This is a genomic window from Bacteroidetes Order II. bacterium (assembly GCA_016788705.1).
Lineage (GTDB): Bacteria > Bacteroidota > Rhodothermia > Rhodothermales > UBA2364 > UBA2364.
In genome coordinates this window covers 49,004-66,605 of sequence record JAEUSQ010000059.1, presented here as the reverse complement: position 1 = coordinate 66,605, position 17,602 = coordinate 49,004, and the positions used below count along the sequence as shown (strand labels likewise).

At 47.7% G+C, this 17,602-nt stretch carries 13 protein-coding genes; 5 read left to right on the top strand and 8 right to left on the bottom strand.

Annotation, left to right across the window (positions count from 1 at the left end; genetic code table 11):
* The first annotated feature begins 23 nt into the window (after positions 1-23).
* From JNN12_15445 to JNN12_15435, 3 genes are read left to right on the top strand one after another with little or no spacing between them, the layout of a single operon-like run.
* Positions 24-1,580 carry an ATP-binding protein gene (locus JNN12_15445; protein ID MBL7979730.1) on the top strand — a complete coding sequence of 519 codons (1,557 nt, stop codon included), beginning with the start codon at positions 24-26 and terminating at the stop codon, positions 1,578-1,580.
* Between the two features lie 19 nt (positions 1,581-1,599).
* Positions 1,600-2,049, top strand: a complete 450-nt coding sequence (locus JNN12_15440) for a hypothetical protein (GenBank protein MBL7979729.1) — start codon at positions 1,600-1,602, stop codon at positions 2,047-2,049.
* A gap of 37 nt (positions 2,050-2,086) precedes the next feature.
* The gene (locus tag JNN12_15435) at positions 2,087-3,244 is read left to right on the top strand and encodes an ArsA family ATPase (protein ID MBL7979728.1); all 1,158 of its coding nucleotides are present in this window, start codon (positions 2,087-2,089) and stop codon (positions 3,242-3,244) included.
* A gap of 69 nt (positions 3,245-3,313) precedes the next feature.
* On the opposite strand, the gene JNN12_15430 is transcribed toward JNN12_15435, so the two are convergent.
* Together JNN12_15430 and JNN12_15425 are read right to left on the bottom strand one after the other, a co-directional pair.
* A complete protein-coding gene (locus JNN12_15430) occupies positions 3,314-6,157 on the bottom strand; it encodes an insulinase family protein (protein ID MBL7979727.1) in 2,844 nt (947 codons plus the stop codon).
* 271 nt (positions 6,158-6,428) lie between these two features.
* Entirely contained in the window at positions 6,429-8,135 is a 1,707-nt protein-coding gene (locus tag JNN12_15425) for a S8 family peptidase (GenBank protein ID MBL7979726.1), read from the bottom strand.
* Positions 8,136-8,390: 255 nt separating this feature from the next.
* Here JNN12_15425 and aroA point away from each other — a divergent pair, with 255 nt between their 5' ends.
* Together aroA and JNN12_15415 are read left to right on the top strand one after the other, a co-directional pair.
* Positions 8,391-9,653 (top strand): 3-phosphoshikimate 1-carboxyvinyltransferase, encoded by a 1,263-nt coding sequence (gene aroA / locus JNN12_15420; protein MBL7979725.1) that lies wholly within the window; start codon positions 8,391-8,393, stop codon positions 9,651-9,653.
* Between the two features lie 10 nt (positions 9,654-9,663).
* The gene (locus JNN12_15415; protein MBL7979724.1) at positions 9,664-12,057 is read left to right on the top strand and encodes a TonB-dependent receptor; all 2,394 of its coding nucleotides are present in this window, start codon (positions 9,664-9,666) and stop codon (positions 12,055-12,057) included.
* A 16-nt stretch (positions 12,058-12,073) separates the two neighbouring features.
* Here JNN12_15415 and JNN12_15410 read toward each other — a convergent pair whose 3' ends face one another.
* The 6 genes from JNN12_15410 to JNN12_15385 all read right to left on the bottom strand — a co-directional run bounded on the left by JNN12_15410 (position 12,074) and on the right by JNN12_15385 (position 17,540).
* Entirely contained in the window at positions 12,074-12,349 is a 276-nt protein-coding gene (locus tag JNN12_15410; protein MBL7979723.1) for a zf-HC2 domain-containing protein, read from the bottom strand.
* Positions 12,333-12,935 (bottom strand): sigma-70 family RNA polymerase sigma factor, encoded by a 603-nt coding sequence (locus JNN12_15405; protein ID MBL7979722.1) that lies wholly within the window; start codon positions 12,933-12,935, stop codon positions 12,333-12,335. The genes JNN12_15410 and JNN12_15405 overlap by 17 nt, the downstream gene beginning before the upstream one ends.
* Positions 12,936-13,063: 128 nt before the next feature.
* A complete protein-coding gene (locus tag JNN12_15400; protein MBL7979721.1) occupies positions 13,064-15,001 on the bottom strand; it encodes a 1-deoxy-D-xylulose-5-phosphate synthase in 1,938 nt (645 codons plus the stop codon).
* Positions 14,998-15,219 (bottom strand): exodeoxyribonuclease VII small subunit, encoded by a 222-nt coding sequence (gene xseB / locus JNN12_15395; protein MBL7979720.1) that lies wholly within the window; start codon positions 15,217-15,219, stop codon positions 14,998-15,000. The genes JNN12_15400 and xseB overlap by 4 nt, the downstream gene beginning before the upstream one ends.
* Positions 15,220-15,470: 251 nt before the next feature.
* Positions 15,471-16,676, bottom strand: coding sequence for an exodeoxyribonuclease VII large subunit (xseA, locus tag JNN12_15390; GenBank protein ID MBL7979719.1), 1,206 nt, complete (start codon positions 16,674-16,676; stop codon positions 15,471-15,473).
* 3 nt (positions 16,677-16,679) lie between these two features.
* The gene (locus JNN12_15385) at positions 16,680-17,540 is read right to left on the bottom strand and encodes a fructosamine kinase family protein (protein MBL7979718.1); all 861 of its coding nucleotides are present in this window, start codon (positions 17,538-17,540) and stop codon (positions 16,680-16,682) included.
* Between the last annotated feature and the right edge of the window lie 62 nt (positions 17,541-17,602).

The window sequence follows — 17,602 nt, the reverse complement described above, 5'->3', positions numbered from 1 at the left end:
ATAACCTGAATTTTTACCACATTATGTCGTTACGTTACCCAATCGGCGAGCAAGATTTCCCCTCCTTACGTGAGGATGGAATGGTTTATGTGGACAAGACGCGTCATATTCATCGTTTGTTGGAGACGGGTGGGAAGTATTTTTCCTTGTCTCGTCCTCGGCGATTTGGGAAGTCATTATTGGTATCTACGCTCAAAGCGTTGTTCGAGTGCCGCAAGTCATTGTTTGAGGGGCTTTGGATTTATGATAAATGGGACTGGACGCGGCAACATCCGGTGATCCATATCAGTTTGGACGCTACATCTTACCGCCAAGATGGCTTAGAGGCGGCACTCTCCGGGCTGGTAGCACGTCAGGCAATGTTACATGGTGTCAATTTAGGTCAAAAGTCGTCGGGGGCGCTATTAGAAGAGTTGATTTTCCAACTTTATCGCAAGACAGGCCAGCGTGTGGTGGTTTTGATAGATGAATACGACAAAGCGTTGGTGGATTATTTAGAAGATGCTACGAAATTAGCGGAGCATCAGCATATTCTGCAAGGGTTTTATGGTGTGTTAAAACCAACCTCGAACTACCTGCGTTTGGTGTTTTTGACGGGCGTTTCTAAGTTTGCCAGAGTGTCTGTTTTTTCCTCACTTAACAACTTACGCGACCTGACATTTTTGCCCGAAAGTGCGGATCTTTTGGGGATTACGGAGGCAGAATTGATACAATACCTTGGACCACGAATCGAAGAGTTGACCGCACAAAAAGGTTTTTCACTCACCGAGATGTCTGATAAAATCCGGTATTGGTATAATGGCTATACGTGGGATGGTAAAACACGGGTGTATAATCCATTTTCCACACTCAGTTTCATGGCTTCGGGGATGTTTTGGAATTATTGGATTGAGACAGGTGTACCGTCGGTTTTGGTTCGTCGGATGGTGAACGAAGCGCACGAGGTGGATTTAGAATTGGCGGAGGTGAGTCAGGATTTTTTCGAGGGGACGAATATCTACCAACTTTCGATCCGTGCCTTGTTGTTTCAAGCGGGTTTTCTGACGATCAAATCAATAACGGAGGAGGGTTATTATCATATTGGTTACCCGAATGAGGAGGTTCGTCAGGCGATGTATTTGCATCTTTTAAACTGGTTTCAGGGGGGTGAACAGGCGGGACTTTCGGGTCCAATTGTGGCACGTATGGCGCGATATTTTGAGTCGAACGCGATAGCCGAGGTGATTTCAGGGATTAATGCGATCTTTGCCGCAATCCCGTATAACTTGTTCATTGCCGATCAAGAGCGGTATTATCACTCGGTTTTGTTTATTATTTTCCAATTACTTAGCGTTAATACACAAGTAGAAGTACAAGTGGCTGGCGGGCGCTCGGACATGGTGGTTCAGACGAAAAGCCATACCTATGTTTTGGAGTTTAAGTTGAACGAAAACGCAGTGGCGGCGCTTTCCCAAATTCATAGCAAGGGTTATGCCACGCCTTACCTTCATCAGGGCCGTGAGGTGGTGGCCGTTGGGATTAACTTCAGCGGTGCGGAAAAACGGGTGGATGATTGGAAAAGTGAAATTATAGGCCAATAACAAGATCCAAGAGGTATTCATGCGGACGATATTGCATTATATAGGAGAAATCCGAGAATTTCTAAACGATAAAACAGGTGGGGCAGCCGGAAAAGCGAGTAATGCAGTGCTGAAACGATTGCTTATGGAGGCCTATAACAGTTTGCCTTTTTTATTACCACTACGTCTTATCATTACAGCCGAGCAATTTGCAGATTTTTTAATCGAAAAGAAAGAAGACCTGTTTAACGAGGATCCGCCTAAAAAACGTCGAAGTACCAGAAAGACCACCAGCACCAAAACCACCCGTAAAAAAAGTACCACGACTAAAACAGGGCTACCCCCCAAACCGGCCAGGCGACGTACTTCCCCACTAAGTCGCTCTTCTGTACCAACACCGAAGCGGAGGGCAACAATCAAGCAGAGTAGCGGGGCACCCCCAAAAGTACGTACGGCGAAACGACGAAGTGGCGTTGCCACTCAGGTTTGAAAATTGATCAGGGAATGAATCCCAAATTTTTGATGATATGACGAAAAGAATCTTGCTTTTTACTGGAAAAGGTGGTGTCGGAAAAACCACTTGTGCGGCAGCCACCGGTATCCAAACTGCATCGGAAGGTAAAAAAACGCTTGTTTTATCTTCTGATCCAGCTCATAGCCTAGCGGACGCATTGGATGTAAAATTAGGCCCCGAACCCACATTGGTTACCCAAAACCTTTGGGCACAAGAAGTTGATTTGTATTATTCTATGCAAAAATATTGGCAAAATTTGCGTCATATGTTGCTGGTATTGTTTAAATGGCAAGGTGTAAAAGATGTGGCTGCCGAGGAACTGGCTTCCCTTCCCGGAATGGCAGAGGCTTCTACCTTGTTGTGGTTGGACCAGTTTTATACATCGGATGATTTTGAGGTGATTATAGTAGATTCTGCGCCTACGGGTGAAACCCTTACGTTACTCAGTTTGCCACAAGTGACCCAATGGTGGTTGACGAAAGCTTTTCCGTTTCAGCGTTCGGCGGTGCAACTTTTCGGGAAAGCCGTCAATACCTTTACAGGTGTTCCTTTAGATAAAGGGGTAGCGGAATTGGATGAAATGTTTGGGAAGTTAGAGCGTGTACAAAAAATTCTGGCCGATCCAACCGTGACCAGTATGCGGATTGTGGCGAATCCAGAGCGCATGGTGATCAACGAAGCCAGACGGGCTTATACCTATCTTCAGTTATATGGCTATGGCGTAGATGCGGTTTTGGTAAACCGTGTTTTACCCGAAACCTCGGATGCTTCCTGGGGCAAATACCTGACGGCGCAGAAAAAATATCTTGAAGAAATTGAAAGTAGCTTTTCTCCTTTGCCCATTTTTAACGTTCCACATATGGGAGAAGAAGTCTTTGGGTTGGAGCGCTTGGAAAAAATTGGTGCATTGCTCTATGGCACTCAGTCCCCAACCAAGGTTTTTTTCTCGGAGGTAATATACCGCGTAGTGAACGAAGAGGCTGACTACCGCTTAGAAATCCGTTTGCCCTTGTCTGATGCCGAAGTGAGCGTCCAGCAGTTCGGGGACCAATTGGTGATTCAGGCTGGGCATCAGCGTCGGAATTATCTACTCCCACAATTTCTGAGTTACTACAAAATGAAGCGTTGGCGTTTTCAAGATGGATGGCTTAAGGTGGTTTTTGGGGAATAAATTGCGTTGATCTCAAAGAAAAACCCCGGTCTATAAAGAGCGGGGTTAGATAAGGGGGCTATGTCTAAATTATTGATTTTCCGGAAGTAAAACAAACCGGGCTACATTGTCTTTTCTTAAGTAACGACGTGCGGCATCTTGAAGGTCGGCGGATGTCATAGACTGGTACAGATCCTTAGACCCGGTAATAATCGTACCAACATCTTCTTTTAACTCATCTTTGCGCATGAGTTGAAGCATCCAGAAACGGTTTTCTTTCAGATTCGTTTCTAAGTCTCGAAGATAAGCCTCTTTTACTTTGGTAAGTATTTCGTCGGATACGCCCTTCGTTTGTACCTCTTCAATCACACGCCACATGGCCGCATAAAGCTCGTCTGCACGGGCAGGGTCACTGGCATAGCTGACGCTAAAGTTATACAGTGGTACGGGTTCTAATACCGCATTGCCCGAAGCATTGGCGTAGTAAGATCCGCTTAAGGCTTCACGAAGTTCCTCACGTAACCGGATTTCAATGGCTTTGCCCAAGGCACTAAGATGTACACGGTTGTTGCCAGACCATTCAAAAGGGCCTGTAAATTGAATTTCACTGCTACTCTTGGGTTCTTTGCCCTTGAGTACTTTTTTTTCAATAACTCCCGTGGGTGGGCGAATGCCCAAGTCTTTTGCTTTTTCGGTTATGGAGGTTGTGGGCAAACTGGCCAGATATTGCGCGATCATCGGTTTGATCTTTTCTACTTCGAAATTCCCGACGAAGTAGAATGAAAAATCACCTGCATTGCCAAAACGTTCACGATAGATAGCCAACGCCCGGTCCGCATTCAGTTCTTCCACTTTGAACGACGAAAATGGACGGACTCTGGGGTGATAACGTGACATTGTGACCGAGATGGTGTCTTGAAATACATAGTCTGGCGATGCAAAAAAGCCTTTAAACATTTGAAACTGGCTTTTAAACATGTTAAGGGAGGCTTCGTCTAAACGGGGTTGGGTAAAGCGCAAATGGATAAGTTGGAACAGGGTCTCAAGGTCTTTGGGGGATGCCATACCCGTCAAACCTTCGCTCTCATTGCCTATATACGATCCCACACGGGCTACCTTACCGGATAATTTTTTCTGCAATTCGATCATGCTGAAATTGCCAATGCCTGCCATTGCCATCACCTGATTGCCAAGTTGAACCGAGGCGTAATCTGTATCAGAGACCAAAGAGGCGCCGCCCGGACTGGTGGCTGAAAATACCACTTCGTCGTTCTTGAAATTGGTGGGCTTTAGGGTCACCTTGGCACCATTCGAGAGGGTCAGGCGGATAATACCCGTGCTGGCCTCGGTCTCCGATTTGGTGATAGAGCCGCTTACAGGAAGTTGGGGCAACAACTCATCGGTGGCTGCCGAGTCGGTATAAGGCGCAATATCCTTCCCTTTCATGTCGTTCAGTACCGATAACAGTTCTGCCTCTGTGGGCAATGGGTTGTTTTCGTCTTCTTTTCCGGTTACGTTTAGCACCCGGTTTTGGTCGGTCATATACCGTACTGCAAACTGATTTACCTCTTCCAGTTTAATCGCTGGAAGGGCTTGTTTTACATACTCATACTCCCAAGAAATACCAGGTGCGGGTTCATTTTCTAGATAATGTCGTACATATTCATTTGCAAAGGCACTAGATTCTGTTTTGTCTTTCTCATTAAAATTATTTTCATAACTTCGCAATAAGTCTGCCTTTTCACGTTCAAATTCGCTGGACAAGAAACCGTGGCGACGGATACGCTCGGCCTCGGTGAGGAGTACGTCTAAGGCATTGCTCATTTTACCTTCTGGGACAATAGCGCTTAGTTGAAAGGCATCCTTGGTACGGACAAAAGAACCGTATCCGCCCCCAGCAAAGGCAAAAGGAGGATTCGGTTTGGTTGCAATTTCTTGTAGGCGCGTGCTTAACATACTGCTCCAGAGTTGGGAGATCAGACCCTCGCGGTAAGCCAAACGGGAATTGGGATTCATGGCAGGATGTTTGAAGATGATTCCAATTTGTCTGTATTCCGCCTCTGGGTCGCTTACGATAGAAACCAGCGTTTCCGGATGACCGGGTACTTCAAAATACTTTCGTGGGACTTTTTTCGTGGGATTTTTGAGCGTTCCGAAAAGACGACGAATGTCCTTTTCCATTTTGACGGGGTCCACATCGCCCACCACAACAACCGCCATCAGGTCGGGGCGGTACCAATCTTTATAATACTGTGTTAAGCGGTCATGCTTAAAGTTTTCGATGATTTCGGGCTTGCCGATGGGCAGGCGTTTGGCATATTGTGAGTTTTGGAGAAGTATGGGAAATTGTTTGTCTCGGATTCGTTCTTGGGCGCCTAAACCAAGCCGCCATTCCTCGATAACCACCCCACGTTCTTTGTCCACTTCAGCAGGATCAAGGGAAATATTTCCGGCCCATTCCCGCAAAACATCCACTCCTTTATCTACTAAACCAGGTTTGTCGGTAGGAACTTTGAGCATATACACGGTTTCATCGAAACTCGTATAGGCATTCAGGTCTGCACCAAAATTCACGCCGATGGATTCTAAGAAGTTGACTAAGTCTTGTTTTTTATATTTTTTAGTGCCATTAAAAGCCATGTGTTCCAGCAAGTGCGCAAGCCCTTGTTGGTCATCGGCCTCCAGAATGGAGCCGGCATTTACGGCGAGGCGCAATTCTACGCGGTTTTCAGGCTTGTTGTTTTTTCGGATATAGTAGGTGAGGCCATTGGGCAATTTACCAATACGGATATTCGGATCCATCGGGATCTTATCAGTTGGAACCTGCACTTGCTGCTGATCCCCTGATTTGTTTTTTTGCTTTTGGGCATGTACCGCTGTTGCGCCTGTTATCAACAACGATAGGGCAAGATAACCCCAAATTTTCTTGATCATAGTATGATGCTATATGTATGGTGAATAAAGAATTGAGATATTACAAAGCACCATATGTATGTTATAATCTCGGTAATTGTTTCATGAATCATCTAATATTTTCTGCCACTTCTTTAGGGTACTGTCCATCGTGTTCTAATAATGATTCACCGTTTCGTCATACATGCTGGTGGCAAGGGTTAAAGGATTTCCAAGCGGGTCGAAATTATAACGTGGTACAAAAAAAGCGGCTTCGGAGGTCTCAAAGCCGCTTTTCGGTATTTTCTATGATTTAGCCACGTGGTTTTTTAGGCTTTGGCAACGGTTTGTTCTTGGGCTTTGGTGCTGGTTTGGTTTTAGGGCCTTGTTCCATTGAGAGGGCTTTTTTGACCGCTTCAAACGCGTTTACATAGCCCCCTGTTACCGAAATTTCAGAAAGCGTTACCATCTCGTCTTCGGTTCCGGGTTTAATAACCATTTTTTTGGACTTGGTAGCAGTATCCATGATGAGCAATTTTATTTGTGCTGCCGTAAGATTCGGGAAGTAGGAGCGTAATACAGCAGCAACGCCCGAAGTAACAGGAGCTGCCATAGAAGTACCACTGATTTCTTTGTATTTGGATCCGGGGATGGTGGCATAGATGTCCACTCCCGGTGCAAATACATCCACTTCTGTTTTGCCAAAATTTGAGAAAGAAGCAAGGGCATTTGTCCCACCTTCCCAGTTAGAGGCCCCCACTTCGATCATATTCTTCGGACGGCGGGAGCGGTCTTTGGAATCGTCCGGGCCAAACCAATCAGCCGGAAAATTTGGGGTTTCGTCAATATTGACACCGTCATTTCCCGCTGCATGTACAATCAGTACGTCTTTGGATTCGGCGTATTGGATGGCCTTATCCACCGCTTCTTTTTGGGGTGAAAAGTCTTTTCCAAAACTCATATTAATAATACTGGCGCCATTATCCACGGCATAATAAATGGCATTGGCAATGTCTTTGTCGCGCTCATCGCCATTGGGCACGGCACGTAGAACCATGATTCTGACGTTATCCGCTACACCTTTGATGCCGAGGTTGTTGGCACGGTCTGCAGCGATAATACCAGCTACGTGCGTACCGTGTTCGGCATCTGGGCCTTGATAATCGTTATTGCCATAACCGCGTTCATTCAGGTTGTTGGGGTCGTCTCCGACAATGCTGCGAGAATCAAATTCTAAGTTGTAAAAGTAATGGGCACGTTCATTAAAATAATCATAGCCCTCTTGAAGGTCTGCATCAATAAAGGCTTGCATTTCGTCAACCGTTTGATATGCTTTTCCTGCGCCCGCTAAATTCTCGACGATGTTCTGCCCGATACTCACAAATTGTTTGTCTTTTGCTTCCGGTTTGAGGGCCAAGACATTTTCGGGCGTAGGGGGGGTATTGCCCAAGAGGCGTTTTAGTGTGGACATGGTGTTAGAAACCATGGTCTTGGTCATCTCAATCTGAGAAAGTTGGCTTTGTGCTTCGGTACGTTTGTCGTTAATCTCGGACTTGGCAGCGGCGTAGCGTTCACAATCAACCTTATCTTTCCCCTGAAGGGTGGCTACGTCTGCACTCGCACACTTACCACTTAGGGCAACCACAAAACGGGTTATTTCGCCTGTGTCGTGATGCACATTGCGTCCGTCTTTTCCGCCCAAAAAACTCCAGCCATGTACGTCATCCACATAGCCATTTTCATCGTCATCTTTACCGTTTCCGGGGATTTCTTTTGTATTGACCCAGAGCACGGACTTTAAATCCTCGTGGCTTACATCCACGCCAGAGTCTATCACAGCAACCACAACGGTCTTACCTGTACGGCCTTTGAGTAACTCTTGATACATTCTCTCGGTTGATACGCCGGGTACTTTATCCGTTTCAGGATCTAAATTGTACCAATTTGCTGGTGCTTGGGCTTGAACCATTCCTCCGGCAAACAAAACGAGCAAACATAGTGAGTGGAAATATTTTTTCATAAAACGCAAATAGAATAGTGATAAAAAGAAACGGTAGGACGCAGTGTAACCATTTTAGTTTCTGTTCCAGTGGAATTTTGGAGGTTTCATTATTGGCGGAAACTTCAAGCCCCCTCACCTTAGAATCGGCTACAATAGTTCCTCGTTCTGTGTGCAAACGCCCGAAGGTTTGCGGGTATTGTATTTTGGGAAGGGAGGGTCTTTAGTAGAGGAATCAAGATTTGCTTAAGAGTAATAAAAATAATTATTAAGGCTATGAAATTATTTCCTGCACATGCTTTAAAGGGGGAAGTCTGGCTACCCGCTGACAAGTCTGTTTCGCAGCGGGCAGCCCTTTTTGCAGCTCTTGGAGAAGGGGTTTCCACCCTCCACGGCTACGCCACCGCCGCAGATCCGCAGTCTATGCTCTCTTGTATCCGGCAATTGGGCATAAAAGTAGTGCACATGCCCGATGGAGCGATTATCGTACATGGCAATGGGCTGAGTGGGCTTAAAAAGCCGGAGGCCCCATTAGACTGCGGCAATTCCGGGACGGCCATGCGGTTTTTGGCGGGCGTTTTGGCAGGACAGCCATTCGAGTCGGTACTAGTAGGGGATGCGTCCCTGTCTCGCCGCCCGATGGCACGAGTTGCGAATCCATTGAGAGAAATGGGCGCACAAATTGAACTGACCGATGGCCATGCCCCGATTTATATCAAGGGAAATCCGGCATTGCGCGGTATTCGTTACGAAATGCCCGTGGCGTCGGCTCAGGTTAAGAGTTGTGTATTGTTAGCGGGATTATTTGCGGAGGGTCAGACGGAAGTGGTGGAAAAAGTGCCCACTCGTGATCACACCGAGCGTATGTTGGGAATCCAGAATAACCATGGGGTGCTGAGGGTGCAAGGTGGGCGGCCCATTCTGGCGCAGACATACCATATTCCCCGTGACTTCTCGGCGGCGGCCTTTTTCATGGTGGCTGCTTCTATTGTGCCCGATAGCGAGTTGCGCTTGCCACAAGTGGGGCTAAATCCGTCTAGAACCGGATTGTTGGGCGTTTTGCGACAAATGGGGGCGGATATTGTCTTGGAAAATGAGCGGGAAACAAGCGGTGAGCCTGTTGCCGATATGCGGATTCGCACGGCCAAACTGCGCGGAATTGCTCTTGATGGAGCCGTTATTGCCAATATAATAGATGAAATTCCCATCCTCGCTGTTGCTGCTACACAGGCCGAGGGCATCACCGAAATTCGCGGCGCCGAAGAATTACGGGTAAAAGAAACAGACCGGATTGCGGCCATGGTCATAAACCTTCGCAAATTGGGGGCCGTAGTAGAGGAATGGCCAGACGGGATGCGCATAACGGGTGGGACCAAACTGAACGGTACGACCGTGGAAACCTTTCTGGATCACCGTATTGCGATGAGCATGGGCATTGCCGCTTTCGTTGCGGATGGCCCTACCGAGGTTTTGGAAGCTCACCATGCTGCTATCTCGTTTCCCGATTTTTGGGAGCAACTTGCACATATACAAAAATAGCATTGATCTTATGTCCAATCCACGTTTGCCTTTCTGTTTGTTGATCCTATGCTTCCTATGTCTTGGGGTAGAAGGAATACAGGCACAAGATCGGGTTGTGGTGAGTGGCTATATCTCTGACGCGGATTCCGGTGAGCGGCTGATAGGGGCAAGTGTTTACGTAAAGGCGCTGAAAATAGGAACGGTGAGCAATCGGTATGGTTTTTTTAGTTTGATGGTTCCGAAGGATTCGCTGATTTTAGTGATCAGTTTTGTAGGGTATAAAAGCCGGTTTTGGGCAGTTAAACCAAGTAAAGATTTCCAAATAGCGGCTACACTAACGCCAGAGTCGGCCTCTGGTAGTGTAGAAATCACGACACAACGCTGTTCTGGTGTGGAAGCCACCGAAACAAGCACTATCGAGATTCCGATACATCAAATTAAGGCTCTTCCGGCATTGATGGGCGAAACGGATGTTATCAAGGTGCTGCAACTGATGCCCGGCGTACAGTCTGGCTCCGAGGGCAGTACAGGGTTGTATGTGCGTGGCGGAGGGCCTGATCAGAACCTCATTCTGGTAGATGACACGCCAGTGTATAATGTTAGTCACTTATTTGGTTTTTTTTCGGTATTCAATTCCGACGCGATCCAATCAGTTACGCTTTCAAAAGGAGGATTTCCTGCAAGGTATGGCGGCCGTTTGTCATCGGTGGTAGATATTGCCCTTAGAGAAGGCCACCTGCGAGAGTGGAAAACGGAGGGTTCGCTGGGCATTGTCGCGGCAAAATGGGCGGTGCAAGGGCCTATTCTACGGGATAAAATGAGCCTTTTTGTTTCGGTGCGGCGCACCTATATAGACGCCTTGGCACGCCCAATACTTAGGAGACTATCCGCCGATGATGCTGATCGAGAGGTGGAAAGTGGTTATTATTTTTATGATCTGAATGCCAAGTGGAATTGGATTCCCTCGTCCAAAGACCGCTTATTTATGAGTTGGTATAGTGGGAAAGATGCCTTCCATCTCGATCAAAAACAACTGTTTAACCAACGAAGAAATGAAACTCGTCTGCAAGTAGGAATGGATTGGGGCAACGTGGCTGCCTCCTTCCGATGGAATCATCTTTTTAACAACAGATTGTTTGCCAATACAGCCATTTCGCTAAGCCAGTATGTACTAAATGCGGAATATGCCGAGTCGGACTACGCACTCCAGACGCCACAAAACCTTAATGCATACGCTGCGCAGTATTCTTCCGGTATTCGGGATTGGCGGCTTAAAACAGACTGGGATTGGTCGGTTCATCCGCGTCATGCCATTCGGTTTGGTGCAGTGGCTACCCGTCATCGCTTTGTTCCTGCCGTTGCCCAAGTTTCGATTCAGGAAGGGACCTCTTCTCCATTTGAAACGGAATTTAAACCACAGGCCGAAAAAATCTTTAGTACCGAAACCGCCCTTTTCGCAGAGGATGACTGGCAGGTCTCGGAAAAACTACGCATCAATGGCGGTGTGCATATGGCAGGATACTGGGTGGATAAGCAAGGCTTTTTTTCGATACAACCACGGATTTCGGCGCGGTTGAAGGTGGGACCATATGCCCTGAAGGCCTCCTTTGCACAGGTGCAACAGCCCCTGCATCTGCTTACAACCAGTAGTATTGGCTTGCCGACCGATTTGTGGCTTCCTGCAACAGAAAAGGTGCCGCCCTCCGAGGCCACACAATCCGCGATTGGCGTGGTCCGCGAGTGGAGCGGCTGGGAAGCAACAATCGAGGCGTATTATAAACCGATGAAAGGCATTGTGGAGTATAAGCCCGGTGCCAACTTCGTCAACCAACCCGCCTTAGATTGGCAGGAAAAAGTGGCATCCGGCAACGGACTTTCCCGTGGCATTGAGTTCTTTTTGCAAAAAACATCCGGGAGAACAATGGGTTGGGTAGGATATTCTTTGGCTCGTAGCACCAGAACGTTTAAAGACTTAAATGAGGGAAAGCCCTTCCCATACCGCTACGATCGCCTACATGATGTGGTTTTGATGCTACAACACAAGCTAACTGCTCATATTGAGTTTTCGGGTACTTGGGTTTATGGTACAGGGAATGCCCTTACACTAGCGATCTCTCAGGTAGCTGGCGCAAATAGGCCATGGGAGAGTGGTACGCTTTATACGTATTATGGTAGTAGAAATGGCTACCGGATGTCGCCCTATCACCGGATGGATTTGGGAGCGAATTTTAATAAAGATTTGAAAATAAAAGGTATGGGAAGCCTGTCGCGAACAATTTCTGCCAGCTTCTACAATGTATATAATCGAAAAAATGCCTTCTTTATCTATGAAGGGGAAGACCCCGTTACCCTCCGCAAATCCTTCCGACAGGCCAGTTTATTTCCGATCATTCCGTCTATTGCCTATGCTTTTAGGTTCTGATGAAATGTTCTTGGAATCAGGAAGCCGACTTGTGAAGTTCCTTTTTTAAAAAAGAGAGGGTATGCGCCACTAACTCCGGCTGTGGTTGTGGGGGCGAAGGGTCGTGCAGCAACGCAACGACAGCTTTGTATTGCGCCAGATATACTCGACAGTTCCGACATATACGCATATGTTGTTCAAATCGCCACTTCAAATCCTCATCAAGGGCGTTTTCTATATAATCGGTCAGAAATTGATGGGCTTCTTTACAGCTCAGATTAAGGCCAAGCCAGTACTTAAGTGTTTGTATCATGATGGATTAGCAGGTTGCGAAGGGCATTTCGGGCGCGGTGCAAGCGAACCCGTAAGTTTCCTTCCGTGATTTCCAACATCCGGGCCACTTCCTCCATTGGTAGTTCTTCAAGGTCGCGCAAGGTGATGGCAAGACGGTAGTCCTCTGGTAGCCGTTCTATGGCTTCGTGTAAAATACGGATTTGCTCCTTTCGCATTAGCCCCTGCTCTGGATGCCAAAGAGGGTAGGCCGCTATTGTGTGTCCGTCTGCATCAAAACGGGGCTGGAGAGCCTCTATATCGGCCTCGTCCATGACGTTGGTACGGCTGGATCTGCGGAGGCTTACACGTGCCAAATTAATGCCAATTGCACAAAGCCAAGTGGACAACAGCGATTCGCCCCTGAATTTTTCTACTTTTCGGAGTGCTTGAAGGAATGTTTCTTGTACCAAATTTTGTACCTCGTCTGGGTCTCGTACCAAGCGGGCAATACAGCGATATAGCTTGGGCGTTTCTTCCAGAACCATTTGTGTTAGTACCCTTTCGTCTTTCTGGCGAAGCAATTCGAGATAGTTAGGGTCTTCGGTATAGGATTTTGTTACACGCAAAAAGAATCAGGGCTAGGGGTGGAGGCCGTTTGGGAGTAAACTAACCATAAAGTACGTGCCGACAAAACCAAAAGGAGCCACTGGAGTTCAGTGGCTTGGGAATTTGTTTTAGCGTAAACTGATTAAACTCAAATCCTTATGGATTGGTGTTGACGAATAAACGCTAAGGTCTGGTGGGAAATTCCTTTCGGATCAAGTCCTACTTCTGCATAAAGTTCATTTTGTGTGCCATGTTCTACAAATGTATCTGGTAAACCCAGCCGCAAAACATCGGCTTTAAAACCATGATCGCACATCCATTCTATTACAGCACTTCCCGCGCCCCCTTGGATCACCCCATCTTCTATAGTAACCACCATATCAAATGTTGTAAAGACCTCCTCCAATAAGACCTGATCCAAAGGCTTCACAAACCGTAAATCATAATGCGCAGCTTCAATACCAGCCTCTTGCAAGTGTTTACGTGCGGCAGATACGGATTGCCCGATAGCGCCATAACTCAAAATGGCTACATCAGTGCCGTCTGCCACTTTGCGTCCAGTACCAATGGGAATTTCTACAAATGGACCAATGCCATCGTCGGAGGTTCCACCACGGGGGTATCGGATTGCATAGGGGCCTTTGGTGTGTAAACTGGCCGAGAACATGAGATTACGCAGGTCTTGCGCCTCCATCGGTGCCGCCACCACCATGTTCTGCACACATCGCAAATACGAAATATCCAAGGCGCCATGGTGTGTGGCCCCGTCTGCACCCACCAGCCCGGATCGGTCTATACAGAAGACAACCGGAAGATCTTGCAGGGCCACGTCATGGATGATTCCGTCGTAGGCACGCTGTAGAAAACTGGAATAGATGGCCACGAACGGTTTCAAGCCCTGTGTAGCCATTCCGGCTGCTTCGACCACGGCATGCATTTCCGCAATTCCGACATCAAATGCCCGATGTGGCATCTGTTTCATCATTTTGCTCAGGCCTGTTCCGCTGGGCATTGCCGCCGTAATTCCTACTACTTTGGGGTCTTCTTTGGCTAATTCAAGGATGGCATCCCCAAAAATATCTTGCCAGTTGGGTATCTTACGTTGGCCAGGATCGGGTTTAACCAAAGATTCGCCGGTGAGTTTGTCGAAGGGCGAACTTTGGGCGTGCCACTTCAGTTGGTCTTGTTCGGCAGGAGCAAAACCCTTACCTTTAACCGTCATACAGTGGAGCAGGATAGGGCCTTTAAGGTCTTTTAGATCGTCTAAAATTTTAGCGAGTTGGACCACGTCGTGACCATCCACTGGGCCAAAGTAGCGGAAGCCAAGGGCTTCAAAAAGGCCTCCAGGTGTCAGGGCGGCTTTCATGCCATTTTCGATGCGCCCGATAAAGCGCTGCATGGTGCCACCTCCTTTACCCTTCATTTTTTCGAGGAAGTCCCAAACTTCATCTCGGAGGGTATTCCAGCCCTTTCCAGCAGTAATCTCAGCTAAATATTCGTTTAAAGCGCCCACATTGGGGTCTATAGACATTCGGTTGTCGTTCAAGATAACGAGCAGGTCCGATTTTGCTGTTCCGGCATTATTCAATCCTTCAAATGCCAAACCGCCTGTCATCGAGCCGTCACCAATAATGGCCACCACCTTTTGGTCTGTCTCGGCAATATCGCGGGCTTTAGCCATGCCAAGTGCAGCCGAAATGGAAGTGGAGGCATGGCCTACCCCAAAGGTGTCGTACTCCGACTCGGACCGTTTGGGGAAGCCCGAAACCCCTTGATATTTACGGTTGGTATGAAAGACATCTCTTCGACCAGTAAGGATTTTATGTCCATAAGCTTGGTGTCCCACATCCCACACAATCTGGTCCTTAGGTGTCTGGTAAACATAATGAAGCGCGACGGTGAGTTCCACCACGCCAAGTGAGGCCGCGAAGTGCCCCCCATGTACCGAAATAATGTCTATAATGTATTCCCGCAATTCTTTGGCCACTTGGGGCAATTTTTCGACGGGCAGTTCCCGCAAGATATGCGGCAGATCAATTTGGGCAAGTAGAGGGCCGAGAGTATGGTCAGTTTGACGTTCGTTCATAAAGTTGAGGAATGGACTTCGGAAGGTTGAAGCGATAGTTTTTCGATACGCAATTGGGCTTCCTGTAAGCGGGTTTCGCAAAAGTGTGCCAGCGACAAGCCTTCTTCATACAGCGATAAGGCTTCTTCTAATGGAACGGGTTGCTCTAAGGTGCGCACGATTTGTTCTAAAGATTGGATCGCTTCGCTAAAGGTGCGTTCGGACAATAATTGGGACATAGTTTGTCGGGGTGATTACGGGCTTGGAAAGGCACCGCGAGTGGCGTTTCTGATAGGGAGGCATTGCCGCAAAATATGGGCGATAAAACGAATGCCAACGATATTTGTTCACCACGCAGTACTTCTTTTGTAAAAAATACAGAAAATAGCGCCCTTATAGTGAAACGTTTTTGGTTCTGATAGACCAATTTCGGGTAAAGTCTGGAAGAAAGCAAGTGTTACTGTGGTCTTGGTCTATACAAAACCACCTTTTAACGATCAGGTCGCGTCTCGGTGACGGTTACGGCTACCGATCCATCCAGAAACCGTAAGGTAAGGAATTGTTTGGGGTGGGCTTCATTGGCCCTAAAGAGCAGGTCTTGGTCTTTATAGACTTGTACATAGCCCCGTTTTAGGGGTGCGTTGGGGTCAAGTTGTCGTAATTGTGCTTCCCTAAATTGGAGACTGGTTCGGGCGTGTTCCACCTGAAATTGGGCGACGCGCAATAATTGGCGTCGGAGTTCTATGAGGCGGCGCAATTGTTCTTCCAGCATCATACGCGGACGGTTTAGGGCATATGATCCGCGAAGGTTTCGTAAACGGTCTTGTTCTACTTCCAATTTGCGTAATGTACGAATTTTAATCGTGTACCGAAGATTAACGATAAGTTGTAGTGCTTCGTGTTGGTTCGGCGTGGCGAGTTCTGCCGCATTAGAGGGGGTTGCCGCACGCACATCGGCCACCAAATCAGCGATGGTCACATCTGTTTCGTGTCCAACCGCACTAATAACCGGGATGGTGCTGTGATAGATCGCCCGTGCCACCACTTCTTCGTTGAAGGCCCATAAATCCTCAATGCTTCCACCACCCCGCCCAATTAGCAGAACATCTACTGGCGTGGGTTGGGCATTAAACTGATAGATGGCCCGTGCAATTTCTTCGGCAGCGCCCGGCCCCTGTACCATTACCGGAATCAGCGATACCTGCACCATCGGGAAACGGTGTTGGATTACCCGCAAAATGTCTTGAATCGCAGCACCAGTTTCACTGGTAATCACCCCGATTTTTTGTGGATAACGAGGGAGCTTTTGTTTTTTATGGGCAGCAAAAAGACCTTCGGCGGCTAATTTTTGTTTCAGGGCCTCGAAGGCCAAGTTGAGGTCGCCTTCACCCGCTGGACGCAGGGACTTGACAACAAAAGAATAGGTACCGCGTGGCGGATATAGGGAGAGTGCTCCATGGGCCACCACCTTCATCCCATCGTGCGGCGTGAAAAATAAATATTTACGATTAAATTGCCAAAGTGCGCAGGAAATCTGGGATTGGTAATCCTTTAGGCTAAAATATAAGTGGCCGGACGTATGGGCCTTAAAATTAGAAATTTCCCCTTCTACCCATAGGTCGGAAAAGGTGTCCTCGACTACTTCTTTGAGCGCACCGTTTAGGTCGGATACGGAAATGATGGCATGTTCGGGCATAACTTATCCAAATTTTTTCAAAATAGTGGCCACACTTCCGGCGTATGACGATCCAAACAGCAACAAATGATTGAGCACATGATAGAGGTTATAAATGTCGCGTCTTTCGGTATATCCGGTTTCCAATGGCCAGATTTCATGATATGCGGCATAAAATACGGGCGAAAAACCACCAAACAAGGAGGTCATAGCGAGGTCGGTTTCTCGGTGGCCATAATATACTGCCGGATCTATCAGGGCTGGGCCGTTTTGGGTAAAGTACACATTGCCGTGCCATAAGTCCCCATGTAGAAGCGAGGCGACGGGTCTTGCCGGTAGAATTTGTGGCAGGGCATTGCACAAAGCGTTAATGGCGCCATCCCAATTGGCCGACCAGTGGTTGGCCCGACGACAACGCTCTGCCATGGCATGAAGGCGGTGTTCAGTAAAAAAAGAAGGCCACGAGGAGTGCCATTCATTGTGTTGTGGCGTCCGGCCAATAAAGTTTTGCGCCGGATAACCATACCCCAAGGTCTCTTGAGGGTTGGCCGTTTGGTGTAGTTGCGCCAAGCCACGACCCAGTGCTGCGTGGTCTGCCGAGGTGGGCGAGATAGATTCTAACCACTCAAACACCAAAAAACCGGATCCCAAAGCCCTTATTTCAGGGATCACCAATCCCGATTTTGCCCCACGCAAAACGGATAAGCCATCTGCCTCGCATACAAAGGTATTGGATATATCTGTTAGGCCCGTTTTGGCAAAATACGTGCTGTGGGCAGTGTGTATGTGCCATGTCTCTGCCGTATCGCCACCAGATAGGGAGGAAAACGCCAGAATAGGCTCCGACAACGCCGATGAAAGGTGTTTGATCTGTTGTGGGTGCATAAAAGATGCCTTTTAAGGTTTATCGAAAGATACTGCTTTCGTCCTGTAATGGTTTAAGTATT

What these genes read in the sequence shown, in the direction of transcription:
- xseA (MBL7979719.1), bottom strand. Translation starts at nt 16,676, where the DNA reads ATGCCCGAACATGCCATCATTTCCGTATCCGACCTAAACGGTGCGCTC.
- JNN12_15410 (MBL7979723.1), bottom strand. Translation starts at nt 12,349, where the DNA reads ATGATACAAACACTTAAGTACTGGCTTGGCCTTAATCTGAGCTGTAAA.
- JNN12_15435 (MBL7979728.1), top strand. Translation starts at nt 2,087, where the DNA reads ATGACGAAAAGAATCTTGCTTTTTACTGGAAAAGGTGGTGTCGGAAAA.
- JNN12_15445 (MBL7979730.1), top strand. Translation starts at nt 24, where the DNA reads ATGTCGTTACGTTACCCAATCGGCGAGCAAGATTTCCCCTCCTTACGT.
- aroA (MBL7979725.1), top strand. Translation starts at nt 8,391, where the DNA reads ATGAAATTATTTCCTGCACATGCTTTAAAGGGGGAAGTCTGGCTACCC.
- JNN12_15425 (MBL7979726.1), bottom strand. Translation starts at nt 8,135, where the DNA reads ATGAAAAAATATTTCCACTCACTATGTTTGCTCGTTTTGTTTGCCGGA.
- JNN12_15430 (MBL7979727.1), bottom strand. Translation starts at nt 6,157, where the DNA reads ATGATCAAGAAAATTTGGGGTTATCTTGCCCTATCGTTGTTGATAACA.
- xseB (MBL7979720.1), bottom strand. Translation starts at nt 15,219, where the DNA reads ATGTCCCAATTATTGTCCGAACGCACCTTTAGCGAAGCGATCCAATCT.
- JNN12_15440 (MBL7979729.1), top strand. Translation starts at nt 1,600, where the DNA reads ATGCGGACGATATTGCATTATATAGGAGAAATCCGAGAATTTCTAAAC.
- JNN12_15415 (MBL7979724.1), top strand. Translation starts at nt 9,664, where the DNA reads ATGTCCAATCCACGTTTGCCTTTCTGTTTGTTGATCCTATGCTTCCTA.
- JNN12_15385 (MBL7979718.1), bottom strand. Translation starts at nt 17,540, where the DNA reads ATGCACCCACAACAGATCAAACACCTTTCATCGGCGTTGTCGGAGCCT.
- JNN12_15400 (MBL7979721.1), bottom strand. Translation starts at nt 15,001, where the DNA reads ATGAACGAACGTCAAACTGACCATACTCTCGGCCCTCTACTTGCCCAA.